The organism is Streptomyces stoeckheimensis (assembly GCF_045822005.1).
GTDB classification, from domain to species: domain Bacteria; phylum Actinomycetota; class Actinomycetes; order Streptomycetales; family Streptomycetaceae; genus Streptomyces; species Streptomyces stoeckheimensis.
Genome location: NZ_CP169550.1, coordinates 5,666,322 through 5,683,867, shown reverse-complemented (window position 1 = coordinate 5,683,867; position 17,546 = coordinate 5,666,322). Strand labels below are relative to the sequence as shown.

General features: G+C 70.7%; 19 protein-coding genes. 7 read left to right on the top strand and 12 right to left on the bottom strand.

The features are described 5' to 3' along the window. The first annotated feature begins 208 nt into the window (after positions 1-208). Entirely contained in the window at positions 209-1,480 is a 1,272-nt protein-coding gene (locus ACE1OC_RS25755; protein ID WP_407838999.1) for a PTS transporter subunit EIIC, read from the top strand. A gap of 71 nt (positions 1,481-1,551) precedes the next feature. Here ACE1OC_RS25755 and ACE1OC_RS25750 read toward each other — a convergent pair whose 3' ends face one another. Continuing rightward, positions 1,552-2,304, bottom strand: a complete 753-nt coding sequence (locus ACE1OC_RS25750) for an MBL fold metallo-hydrolase (protein ID WP_407838998.1) — start codon at positions 2,302-2,304, stop codon at positions 1,552-1,554. Positions 2,305-2,565: 261 nt separating this feature from the next. Here ACE1OC_RS25750 and ACE1OC_RS25745 point away from each other — a divergent pair, with 261 nt between their 5' ends. Together ACE1OC_RS25745 and ACE1OC_RS25740 are read left to right on the top strand one after the other, a co-directional pair. Then, a complete protein-coding gene (locus tag ACE1OC_RS25745) occupies positions 2,566-2,994 on the top strand; it encodes a hypothetical protein (protein ID WP_407838997.1) in 429 nt (142 codons plus the stop codon). A 44-nt stretch (positions 2,995-3,038) separates the two neighbouring features. After that, entirely contained in the window at positions 3,039-3,326 is a 288-nt protein-coding gene (locus tag ACE1OC_RS25740) for a DUF488 domain-containing protein (protein WP_407838996.1), read from the top strand. 447 nt (positions 3,327-3,773) lie between these two features. Here ACE1OC_RS25740 and ACE1OC_RS25735 read toward each other — a convergent pair whose 3' ends face one another. From ACE1OC_RS25735 to clpS, 7 genes are all read right to left on the bottom strand, one after another. Continuing rightward, the gene (locus ACE1OC_RS25735; RefSeq protein ID WP_250741132.1) at positions 3,774-4,724 is read right to left on the bottom strand and encodes a PLP-dependent cysteine synthase family protein; all 951 of its coding nucleotides are present in this window, start codon (positions 4,722-4,724) and stop codon (positions 3,774-3,776) included. After that, positions 4,724-5,011, bottom strand: coding sequence for a MoaD/ThiS family protein (locus ACE1OC_RS25730; protein ID WP_382976240.1), 288 nt, complete (start codon positions 5,009-5,011; stop codon positions 4,724-4,726). Before ACE1OC_RS25730 ends, ACE1OC_RS25735 begins: the two co-directional genes overlap by 1 nt. Positions 5,012-5,102: 91 nt before the next feature. After that, entirely contained in the window at positions 5,103-5,210 is a 108-nt protein-coding gene (locus tag ACE1OC_RS25725; protein ID WP_323182362.1) for a putative leader peptide, read from the bottom strand. A 98-nt stretch (positions 5,211-5,308) separates the two neighbouring features. Beyond that, positions 5,309-5,731 (bottom strand): Mov34/MPN/PAD-1 family protein, encoded by a 423-nt coding sequence (locus ACE1OC_RS25720; RefSeq protein WP_407838995.1) that lies wholly within the window; start codon positions 5,729-5,731, stop codon positions 5,309-5,311. An 85-nt stretch (positions 5,732-5,816) separates the two neighbouring features. Next, on the bottom strand, positions 5,817-7,238 hold the full coding sequence (locus ACE1OC_RS25715; protein ID WP_407838994.1) for an amino acid permease: 1,422 nt from the start codon (positions 7,236-7,238) through the stop codon (positions 5,817-5,819). Between the two features lie 319 nt (positions 7,239-7,557). After that, positions 7,558-8,172 carry a DUF2017 domain-containing protein gene (locus ACE1OC_RS25710; RefSeq protein ID WP_407838993.1) on the bottom strand — a complete coding sequence of 205 codons (615 nt, stop codon included), beginning with the start codon at positions 8,170-8,172 and terminating at the stop codon, positions 7,558-7,560. After that, complete coding sequence (clpS, locus tag ACE1OC_RS25705; protein WP_243337276.1) at positions 8,172-8,486, bottom strand: ATP-dependent Clp protease adapter ClpS; 315 nt, start codon at positions 8,484-8,486, stop codon at positions 8,172-8,174. The genes ACE1OC_RS25710 and clpS overlap by 1 nt, the downstream gene beginning before the upstream one ends. An 81-nt stretch (positions 8,487-8,567) precedes the next feature. On the opposite strand from clpS, the gene ACE1OC_RS25700 reads away from it, so the two are divergent. After that, positions 8,568-9,896: a nicotinate phosphoribosyltransferase gene (locus ACE1OC_RS25700; RefSeq protein WP_407838992.1), complete on the top strand. Its 1,329-nt coding sequence runs from the start codon at positions 8,568-8,570 to the stop codon at positions 9,894-9,896. Between the two features lie 146 nt (positions 9,897-10,042). Then, a complete protein-coding gene (locus ACE1OC_RS25695; RefSeq protein WP_266957793.1) occupies positions 10,043-10,651 on the top strand; it encodes a nicotinamidase in 609 nt (202 codons plus the stop codon). Here ACE1OC_RS25695 and ACE1OC_RS25690 read toward each other — a convergent pair. Continuing rightward, entirely contained in the window at positions 10,632-10,979 is a 348-nt protein-coding gene (locus ACE1OC_RS25690; protein WP_407838991.1) for a hypothetical protein, read from the bottom strand. The genes ACE1OC_RS25695 and ACE1OC_RS25690 overlap by 20 nt on opposite strands. A 111-nt stretch (positions 10,980-11,090) precedes the next feature. Continuing rightward, positions 11,091-13,496: an immune inhibitor A domain-containing protein gene (locus ACE1OC_RS25685; RefSeq protein WP_407838990.1), complete on the bottom strand. Its 2,406-nt coding sequence runs from the start codon at positions 13,494-13,496 to the stop codon at positions 11,091-11,093. A 427-nt stretch (positions 13,497-13,923) separates the two neighbouring features. On the opposite strand from ACE1OC_RS25685, the gene ACE1OC_RS25680 reads away from it, so the two are divergent. Further along, a complete protein-coding gene (locus tag ACE1OC_RS25680) occupies positions 13,924-14,229 on the top strand; it encodes a hypothetical protein (protein WP_407838989.1) in 306 nt (101 codons plus the stop codon). 88 nt (positions 14,230-14,317) lie between these two features. Here ACE1OC_RS25680 and ACE1OC_RS25675 read toward each other — a convergent pair whose 3' ends face one another. Together ACE1OC_RS25675 and ACE1OC_RS25670 are read right to left on the bottom strand one after the other, a co-directional pair. Beyond that, positions 14,318-15,088 carry an RDD family protein gene (locus ACE1OC_RS25675; RefSeq protein ID WP_407838988.1) on the bottom strand — a complete coding sequence of 257 codons (771 nt, stop codon included), beginning with the start codon at positions 15,086-15,088 and terminating at the stop codon, positions 14,318-14,320. 77 nt (positions 15,089-15,165) lie between these two features. Next, the gene (locus ACE1OC_RS25670) at positions 15,166-16,749 is read right to left on the bottom strand and encodes an RDD family protein (RefSeq protein WP_407838987.1); all 1,584 of its coding nucleotides are present in this window, start codon (positions 16,747-16,749) and stop codon (positions 15,166-15,168) included. Between the two features lie 316 nt (positions 16,750-17,065). Between ACE1OC_RS25670 and ACE1OC_RS25665 the strand changes: the two genes are divergently transcribed. Beyond that, positions 17,066-17,545 carry an SsgA family sporulation/cell division regulator gene (locus tag ACE1OC_RS25665; protein ID WP_250741114.1) on the top strand — a complete coding sequence of 160 codons (480 nt, stop codon included), beginning with the start codon at positions 17,066-17,068 and terminating at the stop codon, positions 17,543-17,545. The last annotated feature ends 1 nt before the right edge of the window (position 17,546 follow it).

Here is a 17,546-nt window from a genome sequence, read left to right as displayed (position 1 = left end):
GAAGGCCTTTGTCATGTATGCCCAACTGTGTCCTCCCCCACGGAAATGACGGGTTCCTTACGCCGACCTCACCGTGCTACAACTGGTCTACACCACTGAGTGGTGTAGACCACGTAGGGCTTTCGGCCCCGGGGTCCCCCGTTCCGAGACGCTGCCAACCCCCCGTTTTTCCACGTCCTGGCAGAGCCTTGTCCACTGGAGGAAGACCATGTCCACAGCCACAGCTGCGGAAAAGAAGAAGGGCGCTGGCGTGATGGCCGTCATGCAGCGCATCGGCCGGAGCCTCATGCTCCCCGTTGCGGTGCTGCCTGCCGGCGCGCTCCTGCTCCGCCTGGGCGCGGACGACATGCTCGGCGACAAGGACGTCTTCCCGACGTTCGTCCTCAAGATCGCCGGTTACATGGCCGCCGGTGGTGGCGCGATCCTCGACAACATGGCGCTGCTGTTCGCCGTCGGCATCGCGATCGGCTTCGCCAAGAAGTCGGACGGTTCGACCGCCCTCGCGGCCGTCACCGGCTACCTGGTCTTCCAGAAGGTGCTCGCCACCTTCACGGACAGCAACCTGCCGCAGGTCGCCAAGGTCGTCGGCGGCAAGATCGTCATGCTGGACGCCCCGGTCAACGCCGGTGTGCTCGGCGGTGTCGTGATGGGTGTCATCACCGCGCTGCTCTACCAGAAGTTCTACCGGACCAAGCTGCCGGACTGGGCGGGCTTCTTCGGCGGCCGCCGCCTCGTCCCGATCCTCTCCGCCCTCGCGGGTCTGGTCACGGGCATCGTCTTCGGTCTCATCTGGCCGGTCCTCGGCTCGGGTCTGCACAGCTTCGGTGAGTGGCTCGTCGGTTCCGGCTCCGTCGGCGCGGGCATCTTCGGTGTCGCCAACCGTGCGCTGATCCCGATCGGCATGCACCACCTGCTGAACTCCTTCCCGTGGTTCCAGGCCGGCTCCTTCGAGACCCCGACCGGCGCCGTCCACGGCGACATCGGCCGCTTCCTCGCCGGTGACCCGACCGCCGGACAGTTCATGACCGGCTTCTTCCCGATCATGATGTTCGCCCTCCCGGCCGCCTGCCTCGCGATCGTCCACTGTGCGCGCCCCGAGCGCCGCAAGGTCGTCGGCGGCATGATGTTCTCCCTCGCGCTCACCGCCTTCGTGACCGGTGTGACCGAGCCCATCGAGTTCACCTTCATGTTCATCGCCCCGGTCCTCTACGCGATCCACGCGGTCCTGACCGGTGTCTCCATGGCGCTGACCTGGGCCCTGGGCATGCGTGACGGCTTCGGCTTCTCCGCCGGTGCGGTCGACTTCGTCCTGAACCTCGGCATCGCGAACAACCCGTGGGGCCTGGTCGGCATCGGCCTCTGCTTCGCGGTCGTCTACTACTTCGTCTTCCGCTTCGCCATCACCAAGTGGAACCTGCCGACGCCGGGCCGCGAGTCCGACGAGGAGCTCGCCGAGCTGCTCAAGGCCGAGGCCAAGTAAGCACGTAGGTCCGTACGACGAAGCCCCCGCTCTCCCGGAAGGGAGGGCGGGGGCTTCGTCGTGAGCGTCGGCTAGACCTCGTACACCGCGCCCGTGTACGCCAGCTCGACCGGGCCCTCGTAGACCGCGCGGGCGTCGGCCAGGTTGCGTTCGGCGTCCGTCCACGGCGGGATGTGGGTCAGGACGAGCCGTCCGGCGCGGCCGGCGCGGGCGAACTCTCCGGCCTCGCGGCCGTTGAGGTGGAGGTCCGGGATGTCCTCCTTGCCGTGCGTGAAGGAGGCCTCGCACAGGAAGAGGTCGGTGTCCTCGACGAGCAGGCCCAGCTCGGGGCAGACGCCGGTGTCACCGGAGTACGTCAGCGAGCGGCCGCCGTGCTCGACGCGGATCCCGTAGGACTCGACCGGGTGGCAGACCTTCTCGGTGCGGACCTGGAACGGGCCGATCTCGAAGGAGCCGGACTTCAGGGTCCGGAAGTCGAAGACCTCGCTCATGGAGCGCTCGTCGGGGACGTCCTCGTACGCGGTGGACAGCCGCTTCTCGGTGCCCTCGGGGCCGTAGACGGGGATGGTGCCGCAGCGGCCGCCCTCGTGGCGGTAGAAGCGGGCGACGAAGTACGCGCACATGTCGATGCAGTGATCGGCGTGCAGGTGGCTGAGGAAGATCGCGTCGAGATCGTAGAGCCCGATGTGCCGCTGGAGCTCGCCGAGGGAGCCGTTGCCCATGTCGAGGAGCAGCCGGAAGCCGTCGGCCTCGACGAGGTAGCTCGAACAGGCCGATTCCGCGGACGGGAACGAGCCCGAACAGCCGACGACGGTGAGCTTCATGGAGCGTGAACCTCCGTGGACGGTCCGTGGACGGAATGCGGGCCGTGCGTGGGTCGAGCGTAAGGCGCGAAACGTCCGGTCGCTCCTCCGCGGCGGGCCGTTGTGGGGCGAATCACCTGAGCTGTCACCCGGGGGAGCGACGGGGCGGACCCGCGTTGCCGCGCGGGGGCCGTGCGAGGGCCGTGCGGCTTCGGTACGAGCGCGGTGCGGTGGGCGTGCCGCTGCCATGCCGGGGGCGCCGGGCAGGGCTACGGTCGGAGTATGGACACGTCCTGGTGGCCGGCCGTCGCCGCGGTGCTGGTCGTGATCCTGCTGGTGCTCCTCCCCCGGCGGGCGCGGCGGGTGCGGCGGGCCGCGGATCCGCCGCACGGACCCGGACCGCTGCCGCGGCCGGAGGCCGGCGAGCTGTGGTCCCTGGAGGACGGGCGGCCCGTCCTGGTGCTGGGCGTACGGGGCCACCGGGCGCGGATCGCGCGGATCACCGGGAAGTACGACGACCGGAGCGCCGGGGTGATTCCGCTGCCGCCGGGGGTGGTGGGGGCGCGGGGCGGGTTCCTGGAGGCGGACCGGGTGGTGGAGGTGTCGGTATGGGAGTTCGCGAGGGCGCGGCCGCTGGGGACGGTGGATCCGGCGGTGTGGGACGAGGTGAAGGGGCTCGGGGGGCTCGGGGGACCCGGGTCGTCCGGCTGAAGCGGGTCTACGATCCCCCGGAACCGGAGCTGGACGGGGTCAGGGTGCTCGTGGACCGGCTGTGGCCGCGCGGGCTGTCGAAGGAGGCCGCGGGGGTCGACGAGTGGGCGAAGGCGGTCGCCCCGTCGGGGGAGCTGCGGAAGTGGTTCCACGCGGGTGGGTCCGTGGCGGAGTTCCGGGAGCGGTACGCGGTGGAGCTTCGCTCGGAGGAGGCGGGGGCGGAGCTGGATCGGCTGCGGGCCGTGGCTGCGGCCGGGCCGGTCACGCTGTTGACTGCCGTCAAGGATCCGGGGGCGAGTCACGCGGGGGTGCTGGCCGCGCTGTTGGGCTGACCCGGCTGGGGCTGCGCGCGGGGCGCGGTCCCGTGGTGCGCCGGGTCCCGCCTGAGGGTGGCCGCTTGGGGCCGCTGCTCGGGCGTGCCCCGGCCGGCCGGCATGGCTGCGGGTGTGCCGCTGCGCGGGGCGGAGTCCCCTACCCGCCCTTCGCCCGTTCCCAGGGCTCTGCCCTGACCCGGTCCTCAAGCGCCGGACGGCTCGAGGGGTACCGGGCTGCGCCCGGACTCCCTGGGGCTCCGCCCCAGGCTCCGCGCCTCAAACGGCGGCGGGGCTGGAATGCCCTCCGGGCAATCCAGCCCCGCCCAAGGCGTGCACGTGCAGGCCGACGTCGGCCAAATCCAGCCCCTCCGGCGTTTGAGGAGCGGGGGCCCGGGGGCTGGCCCCCGGGAACGGCCCCGCCCCCGGGCGGCCGGGCCGCGATCGCGTCACCTCCGCCGCCGGAGGCTACGCCCAGAGCTGGCCCTGGAGGACTTCGATGGCTTCTTCGGTGGTGGCCGCCGTGTAGACGCCCGTCGACAGGTACTTCCAGCCGCCGTCGGCGACGACGAAGACGATGTCGGCCGATTCGCCCGCCGCCACCGCCTTGCGGCCGACGCCGATCGCCGCGTGCAGGGCCGCGCCCGTGGAGACGCCCGCGAAGATGCCCTCCTGCTGGAGGAGCTCCCGGGTGCGGGTGACCGCGTCCGCCGAGCCCACCGAGAAGCGGGTCGTCAGGACGGAGGGGTCGTAGAGCTCCGGGACGAAGCCCTCGTCGAGGTTGCGCAGGCCGTAGACGAGGTCGTCGTAGCGCGGTTCCGCCGCGACGATCTTGACGCCGGGGACGTGTTCGCGCAGGTAGCGGCCCACGCCCATGAGGGTGCCCGTGGTGCCCAGGCCCGCCACGAAGTGGGTGATCGAGGGGAGGTCCGCGAGGATCTCCGGGCCGGTCGTGGCGTAGTGGGCACCCGCGTTGTCGGGGTTGCCGTACTGGTAGAGCATCACCCAGGAGGGGTTCTGCTCCGCCAGTTCCTTCGCGACGCGGACGGCCGTGTTCGAACCGCCCGCCGCCGGCGACGGGATGATCTCGGCTCCCCACATGGCCAGCAGGTCGCGCCGCTCCTGGGAGGTGTTCTCCGGCATGACGCACACGATCTTGTAGCCCTTGAGCTTCGCGGCCATGGCGAGGGAGATGCCCGTGTTGCCCGAGGTGGGCTCCAGGATCGTGCAGCCGGGATACAGCCTGCCGTCCTTCTCGGCCTGCTCGACCATGTGGAGCGCGGGGCGGTCCTTGATCGAGCCGGTCGGGTTGCGGTCCTCGAGCTTCGCCCAGATGCGGACGTCGTCCGAGGGCGAGAGCCGGGGCAGGCGTACCAGCGGCGTGTTGCCGACCGCGGCCAGCGGGGAGTCGTAGCGCATTACTTCGATCCGCCGGCTACGGCCGGGAGGATGGTGACGTTGTCGCCGTCCTTGAGGGCGGTGGAGATGCCGTCGAGGAAGCGGACGTCCTCGTCGTTGAGGTAGACGTTGACGAAGCGGCGCAGCTCGCCGCCCTTGGCCTCGTCGACGATGCGCTCCTGGATGCCCTTGTGGCGGGTCTCCAGGTCGGAGAAGAGGTCGGCCAGGGTGGCGCCCTCACCGGTGACGGCCTTCTCGCCGTCGGTGTAGGTGCGGAGGATGGTGGGGATGCGGACCTCGATGGCCATGGCAGGCTCCAGTCAGGATGGTGAAGGGAAGGCGGGGAAAGCGAAGCGGAGCAGGCGCGAGCCGCGCGGCCCGCGAGGGGGCCCTCGGGACTCAGGCGGCAGTACAGATGGCGCTGGCGAGGCGGCACAGGTCGACGTGCAGCCGCGCCACAAGCAGCAGCCTGCCGGGCGTCTCGATGCTCACGTCGTGGGAAACCATGCGGTCATGTTAACGATTCCCGGTCCCTGGTTTGGAGTGTGATTTCACATCGTGGACGGATATCGCTCACATGGTGAGAAAGGGTCCGGCGCGACGCCTCAGTAGGCAGCGACGACCTGCACTTCTTCTTCCGTGATCACGCCTTCGATGATCTTGTACGACCGGAACTGGAACTCCCCCAGGCCGTCCTCGTCCGCCGTGGAGACCAGCACGTAGTGCGCGCCGGGCTCGTTCGCGTACGTCACGTCCGTGCGCGAGGGGTAGGCCTCGGTCGCGGTGTGCGAGTGGTAGACGATGACGGGCTCTTCGTCCCGGTCGTCCAGTTCGCGGTAGAGCTTCAGCAGGTCCTTCGAGTCGAACTCGTAGAACGTGGGCGACCGGGCCGCGTTCAGCATCGGCACGAAACGCTCCGGGCGGTCCGTGCCCGCCGGGCCGGCCACCACGCCGCAGGCCTCGTCGGGGTGGTCCTGACGGGCGTGCGCGACGATCCGGTCGTACAGGTCCTGGGTGATGGTCAGCATGAGCGACAGGATAAGCAGACGGGCCCTCCCGTACCGAGGAGTGGTACGGGAGGGCCCGGATGCTGGACACGGTCCTTGCGGCGCCTCAGGAAGCCTTGGTGAAGGCGGCGCCGCGCGGGTCGCGGGACTTCATCACCAGGTAGGAGACGCCCAGCAGCAGACCCCACAGCGGGGCGCAGTAGAGCGAGACCCGGGCGTCCTTGTCGACGCCCATCATCACGATGACCATGCCGATGAAGGCCAGGGCGAAGTAGCTCGTGAACGGGGCGCCGGGGGCGCGGAACGGCGACGCGGGCAGGTCGCCGCGGTCGGAGGCGGCGCGGTAGCGGAGCTGGCAGACCAGGATCATGATCCAGGCCCACATGCCGGAGATGGTGGCGAAGGAGACGACGTAGTCGAAGGCCTTGCCGGGGGCGACGTAGTTGATCCAGACGCCGACCAGCATCAGCGCCGCCGAGAAGGTGGTGCCGATCAGCGGGGTGCCGCTCTTGGTGAGCTTGGTGAAGAACTTCGGGCCCTGGCCGTTGAGGGCGAGGTCGCGCAGCATGCGGCCGGTGGAGTACATGCCCGAGTTGCAGGAGGACAGGGCCGCGGTCAGGACGACGAAGTTGACGATCGCGGCGCCGACGCCGAGGCCCATCTTCTCGAAGGCGGCGACGAAGGGGCTGACGCCGGGCTGGAACTCGCGCCACGGGACGACCGACAGGATCATGATCAGCGCGCCGACGTAGAAGACGGCGATGCGCCACGGCACGGTGTTGATGGCCTTGGGCAGGGTCTTCTCGGGGTCCTTCGACTCGCCGGCGGTGACGCCGACCAGCTCGACGGCGAGGAAGGCGAACATCACGATCTGCAGGGTCATCAGCGTGCCGCCGAGGCCCTTGGGGAAGAAGCCCCCGTCGTTCCACAGGTTGGAGACGGTGGCGGTGTCCGCGGCGTCGGAGAAGCCGATGGTGAGGATGCCGGCGCAGATCAGGATCATGCCGACGATGGCGGTGACCTTGACCATCGAGAACCAGAACTCCAGCTCGCCGAAGAGCTTCACGGAGATCAGGTTGGCGCCGTAGAGGATGACCGTGAAGATCAGCGCGTACGCCCATTGCGGGAAGCTGTCGTGGGTCCAGTACGACATGTACTGCGCCGCGGCGGTGACTTCGGTGATGCCGGTGACCACCCAGAAGAGCCAGTAGGTCCAGCCGGTCACGTACCCCCAGAAGGGGCCGAGGAACTCCCGGGCGTAGTCCGAGAAGGAGCCGGACACCGGGCGGTACATGAGCAGTTCGCCCAGGGCCCGCATGATGAAGAAGATGACCAGGCCCGCGATGGCGTAGGCCAGGATCAGGCTGGGGCCGGCCTTGGAGATGGCCTTGCCGGCTCCCAGGAAGAGGCCGGTGCCGATGGCGCCGCCGATCGCGATCATCTGGATCTGGCGGGCGCCGAGTGCGCGGTGGTAGCCGTCGCCCTCGGTGGTGTCGTGCTGCTGCTCGTCGACCTGTACGGAGGTCATGTCTTGGTGCGCCTTTCTCCACGCCGACCCGCGCCATGACTGGCAGCGGATCGGGTCCTCGATCCCCCCGGATACGGATGGAGTTGCACGCCGGCGGTCAGCCGGTTCAAGCAGGCCGCGGGGCATGGGTGGCGCCCCGTCGGCGGTCGTGAAGATTTATCACGTGCTTACGGGTGCAGGAGGGCGGAAAATGTGACGCAGGGCGCAAAAAAATCTGGGCAAAGATCCTGAAACAGGTCAGGTCACCACATCGTGGTGACCTGATCGTTATCCGGATTTGAGCGTCCGCTGAGCGAACGGCCGACTTACTTGAGGATCTTCAGAGGGTGTCGCTGAGCGTCTCGACGAGGGTCTCCTGGAGACCGCCGAGCCAGAGGTACGCCATCACCATCGGCTTGCGCGGATCGTCGTCCGGCAGCCGGAACAGCACCGCGCTCTCGTCGTCCTCCGTGATGTCGAGGCGGGCTGCGATGGTGAGCCGCAGGTCGTTCAGGGCGCCCAGCCAGCGCAGCCGCAGCTCCCCGTCGACCTCCAGGACGGCCGCCCCGTCGCCGGCCGGGCTCAGCCCGTCCAGGCTGCGTACGACGGCCAGCGCGTCCTCCCGCTTGCGGGTGCGCAGGTCGTTCTCGGTGAAGCGGCGGAATTCGGCCGAGTGGGCCCGCAGCTCCTCCGCGTCGGCGTCGGGCCCGGTCTCCGGGCCGCCGTAGGCGTCGGGGAAGAGCCGGGCCAGGGCCGGGTCGGAAGGGGGCTCGGTCGGGCCGTCGGAGGCGGCGAAGAGCGCGGCCAGCGGGTCGGCGTCCGGATCGGGCTCCGGCTCGCCGGGGCCGATGAGCTCCAGCAGCTGCACGGCCAGGGAGCGCAGGATCGAGATCTCGATCTCGTCCAGCGCGATGGCGGCCCCGCCGGCCTTCAGGGGCTCGAACACGCCGCCCATCAGTTGCGGTCCTGGGACATGGTCGCCCAGAGGCCGTAGCCGTGCATGGCCTGCACGTCCCGTTCCATCTCCTCGCGGCTGCCGCTGGAGACGACCGCCCGACCCTTGTGGTGGACGTCCATCATCAGCTTGTTCGCCTTGTCCTTGGAGTAGCCGAAGTACGCCTGGAACACGTACGTCACGTAGCTCATGAGGTTGACCGGGTCGTTGTGCACCAGGGTCACCCACGGGACGTCGGGTTCGGGGACCGCGAAGGTCTCTTCGGCCGATTCGGTGCGTTCGATCTCAATGGGAGCAACACTCACTTGTCCCATGCTGCCACTGACAGGGGTCCGTCGCACAAACGGGCCCCTACATCTCGTCACTTTGACGAGATGTGCGCTAGCATCCGTCGCATGAACCCTGCGGACCTGGGCCTGCCGGTGGACGTGCCGTCGACAGCGCTCTTCACGGACCATTACGAGCTCACGATGTTGCAGGCCGCGCTGGCCAACGGCACGGCCGACCGCCGCTCGGTCTTCGAGGTGTTCACCCGGCGGCTCCCCGAGGGGCGCCGCTACGGGGTGATCGCGGGGACCGGCCGGGTGCTCGACGCGGTGGAGAACTTCCGCTTCGACGGCGCGGTACTGGAGTTCCTGCGCGAGCGGGCCGTCGTCGACGCCCGCACCCTCGACTGGCTCGCCTCCTACCGCTTCTCCGGCGACATCTGGGGCTACCCGGAGGGCGAGGTCTACTTCCCCGGCTCGCCGGTCCTGCGCGTCGAGGGCAGCTTCGCCGAGTGCGTGCTGCTGGAGACCGTGATCCTGTCGATCCTCAACCACGACTCCGCGATCGCCGCCGCCGCCTCCCGGATGTCCTCGGCCGCCGGTGGCCGCCCGCTGATCGAGATGGGCGCCCGGCGCACGCACGAGCTGGCTGCCGTCGCCTCGGCCCGCGCCGCGTACGTCGGCGGTTTCACCTCGACCTCGGACCTGGCGGCCGGATTCCGGTACGGGATCCCGACGGTCGGTACGAGCGCACACGCCTTCACCCTGCTGCACGACAGCGAGCGGGACGCCTTCACCGCCCAGGTCGCCTCGCTGGGCAGCGGCACCACGCTGCTGGTGGACACCTACGACGTGGCGGAGGCGGTCCGGACGGCCGTGGAGGTGGCCGGGACGGACCTGGGCGCCGTCCGGATCGACTCAGGGGACCTGCTGCTGGTCGCGCACCGGGTGCGGCAGCAGCTCGACGAGCTGGGGGCGACCGCGACGAAGATCGTGGTGACCTCGGACCTGGACGAGTACGCGATCGCCTCGCTGGCGGCCGCCCCGGTGGACGCGTACGGGGTCGGCACCCAGCTGGTGACGGGCAGCGGGCACCCGACGTGCTCGATGGTCTACAAGCTGGTGGCGCGGGCGGCCTCGGCCGATCCGAAGGCCCCGCTGGTGTCGGTGGCGAAGAAGTCCTCGGGCGGCAAGACCTCCGTCGGGGGGCGCAAGTGGGCCGCCCGGCGGGTCGACTCCGAGGGGGTCGCGGAGGCGGAGGTCGTCGGGACCGGGCCGGTGCCGGCCGCGCTGGCCGACACGCAGCTCCTGGTCCAGCTGGTCAAGGCGGGCGAGGTCGTGGCCCGCGAGTCCCTGGAGACGGTCCGCGACCGCCACCGCGAGGCCCTGGCGGGGCTGCCGCTCTCGGCGACGCAGCTGTCGCGGGGCGAGGCCGTGATCCCGACCGAGTACGCGTAGGCCCCTGGGGGGAGGCGCGGGGTGCGGGGCGGAGCCCCGCGAAGGGGGCTGGGGGCGGAGCCCCCAGTTTCGGGAAGGGGCGGGGTGGGGGAAGAGCCCCCGCAGGGTCCCCCGCCCACCACACACCAAGCCGAAGGGCACCGGACATGCACCGCGCACTGATCGTCGTCGACGTACAGAACGACTTCTGCGAGGGCGGCAGCCTCGCGGTCACCGGCGGAGCCGACATCGCCGCCGCCATCACCGAGCTCATCGGCCAGGCCACCGCCGGCTACCGGCACGTCGTCGCCACCCGCGACCACCACGTCGACCCCGGGTCCCACTTCGCGCACCCCCCGGCCCAGCCGGACTACGAGACCTCCTGGCCGGTGCACTGCGTCGCCGGGACCGAGGGCGTGGGCTTCCACCCGAACTTCGCGCCCGCTGTCGCCTCGGGGGCCGTCGCCGCCGTCTTCGACAAGGGGGCGTACGAGGCCGCGTACAGCGGCTTCGAGGGCGCCGACGAGAACGGCCTCGGGCTCGCGCAGTGGCTGCGCGACCGGCAGGTCACCGAGGTCGACGTGGTCGGCATCGCCACCGACCACTGCGTCAAGGCCACCGCCCTGGACGCGGCCCGCGCGGGGTTCCGCACCCACGTGCTGCTCGACCTGACGGCCGGAGTGGCCCCGCACACCACGACCCGCGCCCTGGCCGAGCTCCGGGAGGCCGGGGTGGAGCTGAGCGGGACCCCCGTGGTCACCCCAGCAGGGCCCTGATCGGGTGCCACAGCTCCGCCGCCCGGTCGGGCGCGGAGCGCCACAGCAGGCCGTCGGGGTGGTGCAGGACGGCGGTGATCTCGTCCGGGGTGGGCGGCTCGGCGTTGCCGCGCAGGTAGACGGCTCGCAGTCCGAGGTTCCGCAGCCTGGTCAGGGCGCGGGCCCGGTTCACCGCGTGCACCAGCACGCGGACGTTTCCACCTTCGGTGCCGCCTGTGACACCGCCCGCGATACCGCCGGCGACGGGCCCCTTCAGGAGCGGTCTGGGCAGCGTGAGCGCGACGACCACGCTGCCGCCTGGCAATCGGACGAAACCTCCACCGGGCATGTCTTCATCTCCCCCGTCAATAAGAAACTCAGCTCACGCATCTAAACGCGAACGGCCGCCGCCCGCTAGAGGGCGACGGCCGATCATGCTTTGACCTGCGGTTTTGCTGAATTACTTAACGGAGGGGCCGACCTCGACCGTCATGACGAGACCGTCGTAGGTCTCCTTCAGGATCTTGATCTTGGTGTTGGTGTCAGTGACCTTCACCGAGCCGGTCGGGTTCTCGTCGTAGTAGTACTTGCCCTTGTGGTCGTCGAAGACGAGCTGCGCGGGCTTCGGCTTCAGGAAGAGCTCCTGGCCGTTCTTGTGCAGGGTGATCGCGTCCGTCTTGTACGCGCTGAAGGCGGCGTCGTACGGCTGGATCTTGTTGCGCAGCAGGGTGCCGTCCGACCACTTCATCGGCTTGGCGTTGGCGTCGATCGGAAGGATCAGACCGGAGCCGGGGTGCTGGCTGGTGTTGTTGTCCTTCTGGGAGGTGTCCCACTGCCAGATCAGGAGACCGTCCTGGTAGGCGTAGTGCTCGACCCAGTTCGGCTTCGTGTTGGCGAAGCCGAAGTTGTACGGACCGACCTTGAGGGTCTTGTCGTACGAGACGTAGCGGCGGTTCTCGGCCAGGTAGTACTGGGCGTACTCCTTGGTGAAGCCAGCGCCGATGCGGGAGAAGCCCTTGCCGGTCCAGCCGTTGTCGCCGTTCTCGGCATTGTCGGTGAACAGCGTGGCGCCGTCCGCCGTGATGCTGAGCGCGTCGCCCGTGAAGCCCTTGCCGCCCGCGCCGCCGTCCGTCTGGTAGCGGAAGCGGAGGTCGACCTTCTTGCCCGCGTAGGCGTTCAGCGAGTAGTTCAGGTTCTTCCAGGCACCCGAGACGCCGGTGAGCGACGGGCTGTTGGAGGCGTCGACCGGGATGGCCACGCCGTCGGCGGTGCCGGCGAGCGCGGTCCAGGTGGCGCCACCGTCGGTGGAGACCTCGGTGTACAGGAAGTCGTACTCCGCCTCGATGTCCCACCAGCCCTTGAGGGACAGGGCCGCGGAGGACTTGCCGGTCAGGTCGACCGAGCGGGTGAGGGTGTTCTTGAGGTCGTCACCCATGTTGCTCCACCACTGCGACGCGCCCTCGGCGGGAGCGACGATGTCGGTGGTGACCTTCTTCTTGGGAAGGTCGACGAGCAGCGCCTGCTTGTCCTTGGTGTTGTACTCCGAGACGCCCAGCTTGTGGATGGACTTCGTCGCGGCCTTGGCCTTGTCGTAGTTCAGCCAGCCCAGCTGGAACTTGTCCCAGGCGGTCATGTCGCCCGGGAGGTCGCCTATGGAGTCCTTGCCGTTGCCGAGCCAGGAGCCGGCCGACATCAGGGACCAGAAACCGACCGAGTTCTCGCCGCCACCGGAGGTGTCGTAGAGGTCCGGCAGGCCCAGGTCGTGGCCGTACTCGTGCGCGAAGACGCCGAGGCCGCCGTTCTCGGGCTGCATCGTGTAGTCGCCGACCCAGATGCCGGTGTTGCCGATCTGGGTGCCGCCGGCCTTGTTGTTGGCCGGGCCGCTCTTGCCGGCCTCGGTGCCGTAGGCGTACCAGCGGTGGGCCCAGAGGGCGTTGGTGCCCTGCACGCCGCCGCCGGCCGACTCGTCCTCGCCCGCGTGGACGATCTGGAAGTGGTCGATGTAGCCGTCGGGCTCGTTGAAGTTGCCGTCGCCGTCGAAGTCGTAGCGGTCCCAGAGGTCGTACTGGGCCATCTGCGCCTTGATCTGGGCGTCGGTCTTGCCGGCCTTCTTCTGGCCCTCGGCCCAGGCGGTCACGCCGTCCTTGACCGTGTCCCAGACGTTGGCGCAGTTGGTCTGGCCGCAGTAGTTCGAGCCGTAACGGGCCTCGTTGTACGGAACCTTGACCCAGTCGGCCACCTCGCCCTCGACCGAGTAACGGCCCGAGGAGGTCTTCTCGTAGTAGGTCTTCAGCGAGTGCTTGCCGGCACCGGTACCGAAGTACAGGTCCTGGAAGTACGCGCGGTTGAAGTCCTTGCGCCAGGCCGTGCTGTTGTTGACCGCACGGTCGGGCTGGGCGATCTGGTTGTGCAGCGGGCCCGGGTTGCCGCCGTACTTGGGCACCGGCGGCTTGGGGCCGGGGCCGTCCGGGTCGAACGTGGTGGTGTTGTCCACCTGGTCGCCGAAGTCGACGAGGATCGTGAAGATCTTGTCGGTCTTCTCGCGGCCGAGCTCGACGTACTTCTTCTCGTCGAGCTTGACGACCTTGGAGGCGCCCCGCTGCTCGACGTCCTTCTTGCCGCTCAGCACCTGCTCCAGGGCGGCCTTGCGGGCCTGCTCCTGCTGCTTGCTGAACGGGCCCTCGAGGTTGTGCTTGACCTGCTCCTTGGAGGGAGCGGTCGGGTCCTGGCGGTCCGCGGCAGACACCCTCGCACCCGGGTCTGCCGTGGCCATCGTGAAGGCGGCGCCGGTGGCCGCCGTCGCTGCCAGGGTCACGCCGATTGCGGCGGCGCGCAGCGCTCGTCTTCTGGCCGAGTTGCTGGTCACTTGATGTCGTTCCCCTCCCGCGGCCGCGAAGGTGGTGCGGAACTTCTCCGTAGGAGTGGGGGGTTCCGTGCGGCGCGCGTCTCAAGTGACGACATTTGACCGGACAAGCGCAAGAAAAGACAGACCTTGACTTGTTCCTTACAACTGCACTATGCGGTCACTGAGTTCCGCTATTCGGACGTTCCGCGGCCATAGCGGACGAAGGGGACTTCCGCCCCCTCAACGGACCCTCGGCCGCACCCGCTCCTCCCCACCCCACGAACCCCAGCGGTGCCCCCCGTGCGCCCCCCGTGCTCCGCTGCTTCCCCTCCCATGGGTGAGGTCGTGCTTACCGACAGTTCCGCTCGGGCATCCACCGTCGTAGAGTCACTCGACGCCAGACCTGGTCGAGCCGACTCCCCCTCCCGCTTCGAGGACGGATATCGCCATGCCGCGTCCGACTGCCGCACAGCTCGCCTACGGGTCCGCCACCGTCATCGTGTCGACGATCGCCATGCTGCTGCTCTCGCAGACGCGTACGGGTCTCGGCGTCGCGGTCATCTCCGCCGCCGCCCTCGCCCTCGGGCTCCTCGTCGCACTCACCGTCCCGCTGCCCCGCCGGCGCGGGCGGCACGCGGCGACCCGTACGAGGACCGCCGCCCTGCATCTCGGGGGTCCGGACACCGTGCCGCCGGACGTGGCGGCCGCCGGCGCCCCCGCACCGGCCCCGGTGGAACACCCCGTACACCACTGACACCGCGCGCACCGTGCACACCGCGGCGCGGGCGGCCTCCCCCGTGGGGAGACCGCCCGCGCACCGGACTGCGCAGCTCGGTGGCCTTCTAGGTGGCTTGGACCACCACGGTCTTGGCCACCTTGTCGTGCAGACCCTGCTTGTAGGGCTTGTCGACGAGCATCGAGATGACGAGTGCGATCGGCCACAGGCAGAAGCAGCAGATCAGCGTCGGCAGCCAGAGCACGGCGGAGCGGGAGAGCGCGGCGTTGGACTGCGGGACGCTGCCGTCGTTGAGCATCGCGACGCGCAGGCCCATCCACTTCTTGCCGAGGGTCTGGCCGTTCTTCTTGACGAACCACCAGTCGTAGCCGACGTAGGCGACGATCGAGATCAGCGTCATGACCAGACCGCTGCCGCTGTAGGACTTGGTAATGACCTCGGTGACGTCCTCGCCCTTGTTCGTCTCGACCGTGTAGCGGTTGCGGTCACCGGCGAAGAGCTGGATGACGAACAGCGGGACGGCGATGATCAGCAGGTCGATGACGCGGGCGGCGAGCCGCTTGCCGAAGTCTGCGAGCGGCGGCATCCCGGCGAGCGGGTCGGGCATGCCGTAGCCGCCGCCACCGCCGTACGGGTCGCCACCGCCGGGGCCTCCGTACGGGGGCGGCGGGGGCGGGTAGCCGCCTCCCCCGGGCGGGGGCGGCGGAGGGTAGCCCCCTCCGCCTCCGGGCGGGGGCGGCGGGAAGCCTCCGCCGGCGCCTGCGGGCGGTGATCCGTACGGCGAACCACCCGACGGCGGAGGCGTCGGTTCCTGGGGCTTCTTGAGGAACGGGTCGTCCTCGGGCGGCTGGCCCGGCGGCGGCTGGTCGGTGCTCATGGCCCGAGTCGAACCCGGCCCGGAGCGGCCCGCAATTGGGACGCGTCCATTCGGGGGACCGAGCGTCGGGAGAGGGCCTAGCGAGCCACGTACGTGCGTGCGGCGCGGTCGTGGAGGGTGCGGCGGCGCTGGCGGTCCGCGAGGGCCCACAGGGCCCCCGGGAGGCCCAGGAGGGCGTACACGAGCCAGCGGCGCAGTGCCGCGCCGAAGCGGGGCGGGCGCAGCGTGGCCGTGGCCAGGACCCGTACGCCGAGCAGCTTCTTGCCCGGGGTGCGGCCCCAACGGGCCGTGGGCAGGGCTTCGTAGAAGACGCCGAAGAGGAGGACGGCGCCCAGGACGAGGCCCAGCGAGCCCGCGATGGTCCCGTCGAGCAGCCACACGGTGGTGGTCCGGCCGCCCGCCCGGGCGGCGTCCACCTTGGCCTGGAGGTGTGCGGTCGCCCCGGGCACGAGGGGCAGCGCCACCCCGGTCGCGACGGCGGCGTACACGAGGAAGTCCAACAGCCGGGCCGTCGCGCGGCGCACGAGCCCGGCGGGGCGCACGGCCCGCTCCGCCATCCGCTCGAACACCGCGCGGCCGGTCCTCTCGGGACGCGGAGCCGGGGGCACCGCGGCCTCGGCCCGCTCCGCACGGTCCGCCGGCTCTACGGGGGACACGCGCCGGGCGGGCTCCGCCGGGACGGCCGGGGCCGGGCGCTCCGGGCGCCGCACGCGCTCCGCCGGCTCCGGGTCCGGGCCGGGCGACCCCGGGGCGGCGGGCCACACGGGGGCGGGGGCGGGGGCCGCCGCGGGGGCATGGGCCGCGACCGGGGAGGGCGCCGACAGGATGCCGAGGCCGCCCGGGGCGGCGGAGCCGGACACCTGCGCGGGCAGGGCGGCCGACACGGCGTGCGGGGCCGAGTGCCGAACCGGGGCCTGCGCAGAGCGGTGGGCCTGGCCCTGGGGCGCTGCCTGGGCCGAGCGGTGAGCCGGCGCCTGGGCCTGGGCGGGCGCCTGCGCCGAGCGGTGAACCGCCGCCTGGGCCTGGGCCGGTGCCGGCGCCTGGGCCTGGGCCTGGTGCGGCGTCGGGGCCGGGACCGGCGGGCGGGCCAGGGAGATTCCGGCGGGGCGGGCGGCGGCCTCCTCCTCGTGGCCCCAGGACACCCGGTGGTCGCGCGGCCCGCCGAAACCGGACTGGTGGAGCGGATCGGCCTGCCATTCCACGGCCTCGCCCCCTTGCCCCGACCCGATCCCGGGCTCGGACCCGATCCCGGACCCGGGCTCGGACGGCCCGGCCCCCGGCCAGGGCTCGAAATCCGACCGCGAAGCGGACTCCGACCAGGACTCCACCTCGGACCGCTCGGCCGGAGCCGCCGCGGAGCCGGCGGGCTCCGGCCAGGACGCGGGAGCCGGGGCCGCCGCCGGGGCCGGTGCGGGAACCGGCGCGGGGGCAGGGGCCAGCGCGGGGCGCGGCTGCGGTCGGTGTTCCGGCACGCGCAGCGCCTCGCTCACGCCCGTCTGGTCGAGGAACACGGGACCCGTCTCGTCGGCAGGGGCCGCCGGGCGGCTCGTACCGGGAACCCAGTTCAGGCCGTTCCAGAACCTGACGTACCCGGGGATGGACGGATCGGGGTAGTAGCCCTCGCGGGCCGCGTGCTCGCCGTCACCAGGGGAGGCCGTCAATGTCCCCAACTCCGATCGTGGCTTGAGGCTTCTTGCAGGGGTGGACCATAGCCAAGAACCGCCCCCCGACAGGTCCGGTAACGGGAGAATCCAAGCGATCGGGCGAACGCAGACGATCGCCGACGCACACAGACGCACACGGACGAGCACGGCCTCGTACGCATGATTTCGGTCAGGCGATTGATTTCGGCCAATCCTCGAAGTGCCTCGCGAAGTCGCGTCATACCCGGGCACTTCGGCGCTCTCTCCGGGTGTGGGCCGCCGGAAGGCCCCGCGCACCACCCGAACACGTACCCCGTACCGAAGTGAGGCCGCCATGCACCACCCCGTCGTCGAGCGCGAGCTGGAACTGAAGCTGGTCCTGTCCCCCGAGCGCAGCGTCCCCGTCCCCGCCCGCCTGCTGTACCTGACGGACGACCCGTACGCCGTGCACATCACCTTCCACACCGGCTCCAGCACCCCGGTCAACTGGACCTTCGCCCGGGAGCTGCTGGTCGAGGGGGTGTTCCGTCCGTGCGGCCACGGAGACGTGCGGATCTGGCCCACGAAGGTCGGCCAGCAGGCCGTCCTGTGCATGGCGCTCAGCTCCCCCGACGGCGACGCCCTGCTGGAGGCGCCCGCCGTGTCGGTGTCGGCCTGGCTGGAGCGGACCCTGCGGATCGTGCCGCCCGGCACCGAGGCCGACCGGCTCGGCCTGGACGCGGCGCTGGCCGAGCTGCTCGCCCCGACGCCGGCCGACGAGCTGTGGATGCGCGACCCGTGGCCGTCGGACGAGTCGGCGGACGGGGAGCTGTGAC

Coding starts and splice junctions, on each gene's coding strand:
- ACE1OC_RS25755 (WP_407838999.1), top strand. CDS start 209: ATGTCCACAGCCACAGCTGCGGAAAAGAAGAAGGGCGCTGGCGTGATG.
- ACE1OC_RS25750 (WP_407838998.1), bottom strand. CDS start 2,304: ATGAAGCTCACCGTCGTCGGCTGTTCGGGCTCGTTCCCGTCCGCGGAA.
- ACE1OC_RS25745 (WP_407838997.1), top strand. CDS start 2,566: ATGGACACGTCCTGGTGGCCGGCCGTCGCCGCGGTGCTGGTCGTGATC.
- ACE1OC_RS25735 (WP_250741132.1), bottom strand. CDS start 4,724: ATGCGCTACGACTCCCCGCTGGCCGCGGTCGGCAACACGCCGCTGGTA.
- ACE1OC_RS25730 (WP_382976240.1), bottom strand. CDS start 5,011: ATGGCCATCGAGGTCCGCATCCCCACCATCCTCCGCACCTACACCGAC.
- ACE1OC_RS25725 (WP_323182362.1), bottom strand. CDS start 5,210: ATGGTTTCCCACGACGTGAGCATCGAGACGCCCGGCAGGCTGCTGCTT.
- ACE1OC_RS25720 (WP_407838995.1), bottom strand. CDS start 5,731: ATGCTGACCATCACCCAGGACCTGTACGACCGGATCGTCGCGCACGCC.
- ACE1OC_RS25715 (WP_407838994.1), bottom strand. CDS start 7,238: ATGACCTCCGTACAGGTCGACGAGCAGCAGCACGACACCACCGAGGGC.
- ACE1OC_RS25710 (WP_407838993.1), bottom strand. CDS start 8,172: ATGGGCGGCGTGTTCGAGCCCCTGAAGGCCGGCGGGGCCGCCATCGCG.
- clpS (WP_243337276.1), bottom strand. CDS start 8,486: ATGGGACAAGTGAGTGTTGCTCCCATTGAGATCGAACGCACCGAATCG.
- ACE1OC_RS25700 (WP_407838992.1), top strand. CDS start 8,568: ATGAACCCTGCGGACCTGGGCCTGCCGGTGGACGTGCCGTCGACAGCG.
- ACE1OC_RS25695 (WP_266957793.1), top strand. CDS start 10,043: ATGCACCGCGCACTGATCGTCGTCGACGTACAGAACGACTTCTGCGAG.
- ACE1OC_RS25690 (WP_407838991.1), bottom strand. CDS start 10,979: ATGCCCGGTGGAGGTTTCGTCCGATTGCCAGGCGGCAGCGTGGTCGTC.
- ACE1OC_RS25680 (WP_407838989.1), top strand. CDS start 13,924: ATGCCGCGTCCGACTGCCGCACAGCTCGCCTACGGGTCCGCCACCGTC.
- ACE1OC_RS25675 (WP_407838988.1), bottom strand. CDS start 15,088: ATGAGCACCGACCAGCCGCCGCCGGGCCAGCCGCCCGAGGACGACCCG.
- ACE1OC_RS25665 (WP_250741114.1), top strand. CDS start 17,066: ATGCACCACCCCGTCGTCGAGCGCGAGCTGGAACTGAAGCTGGTCCTG.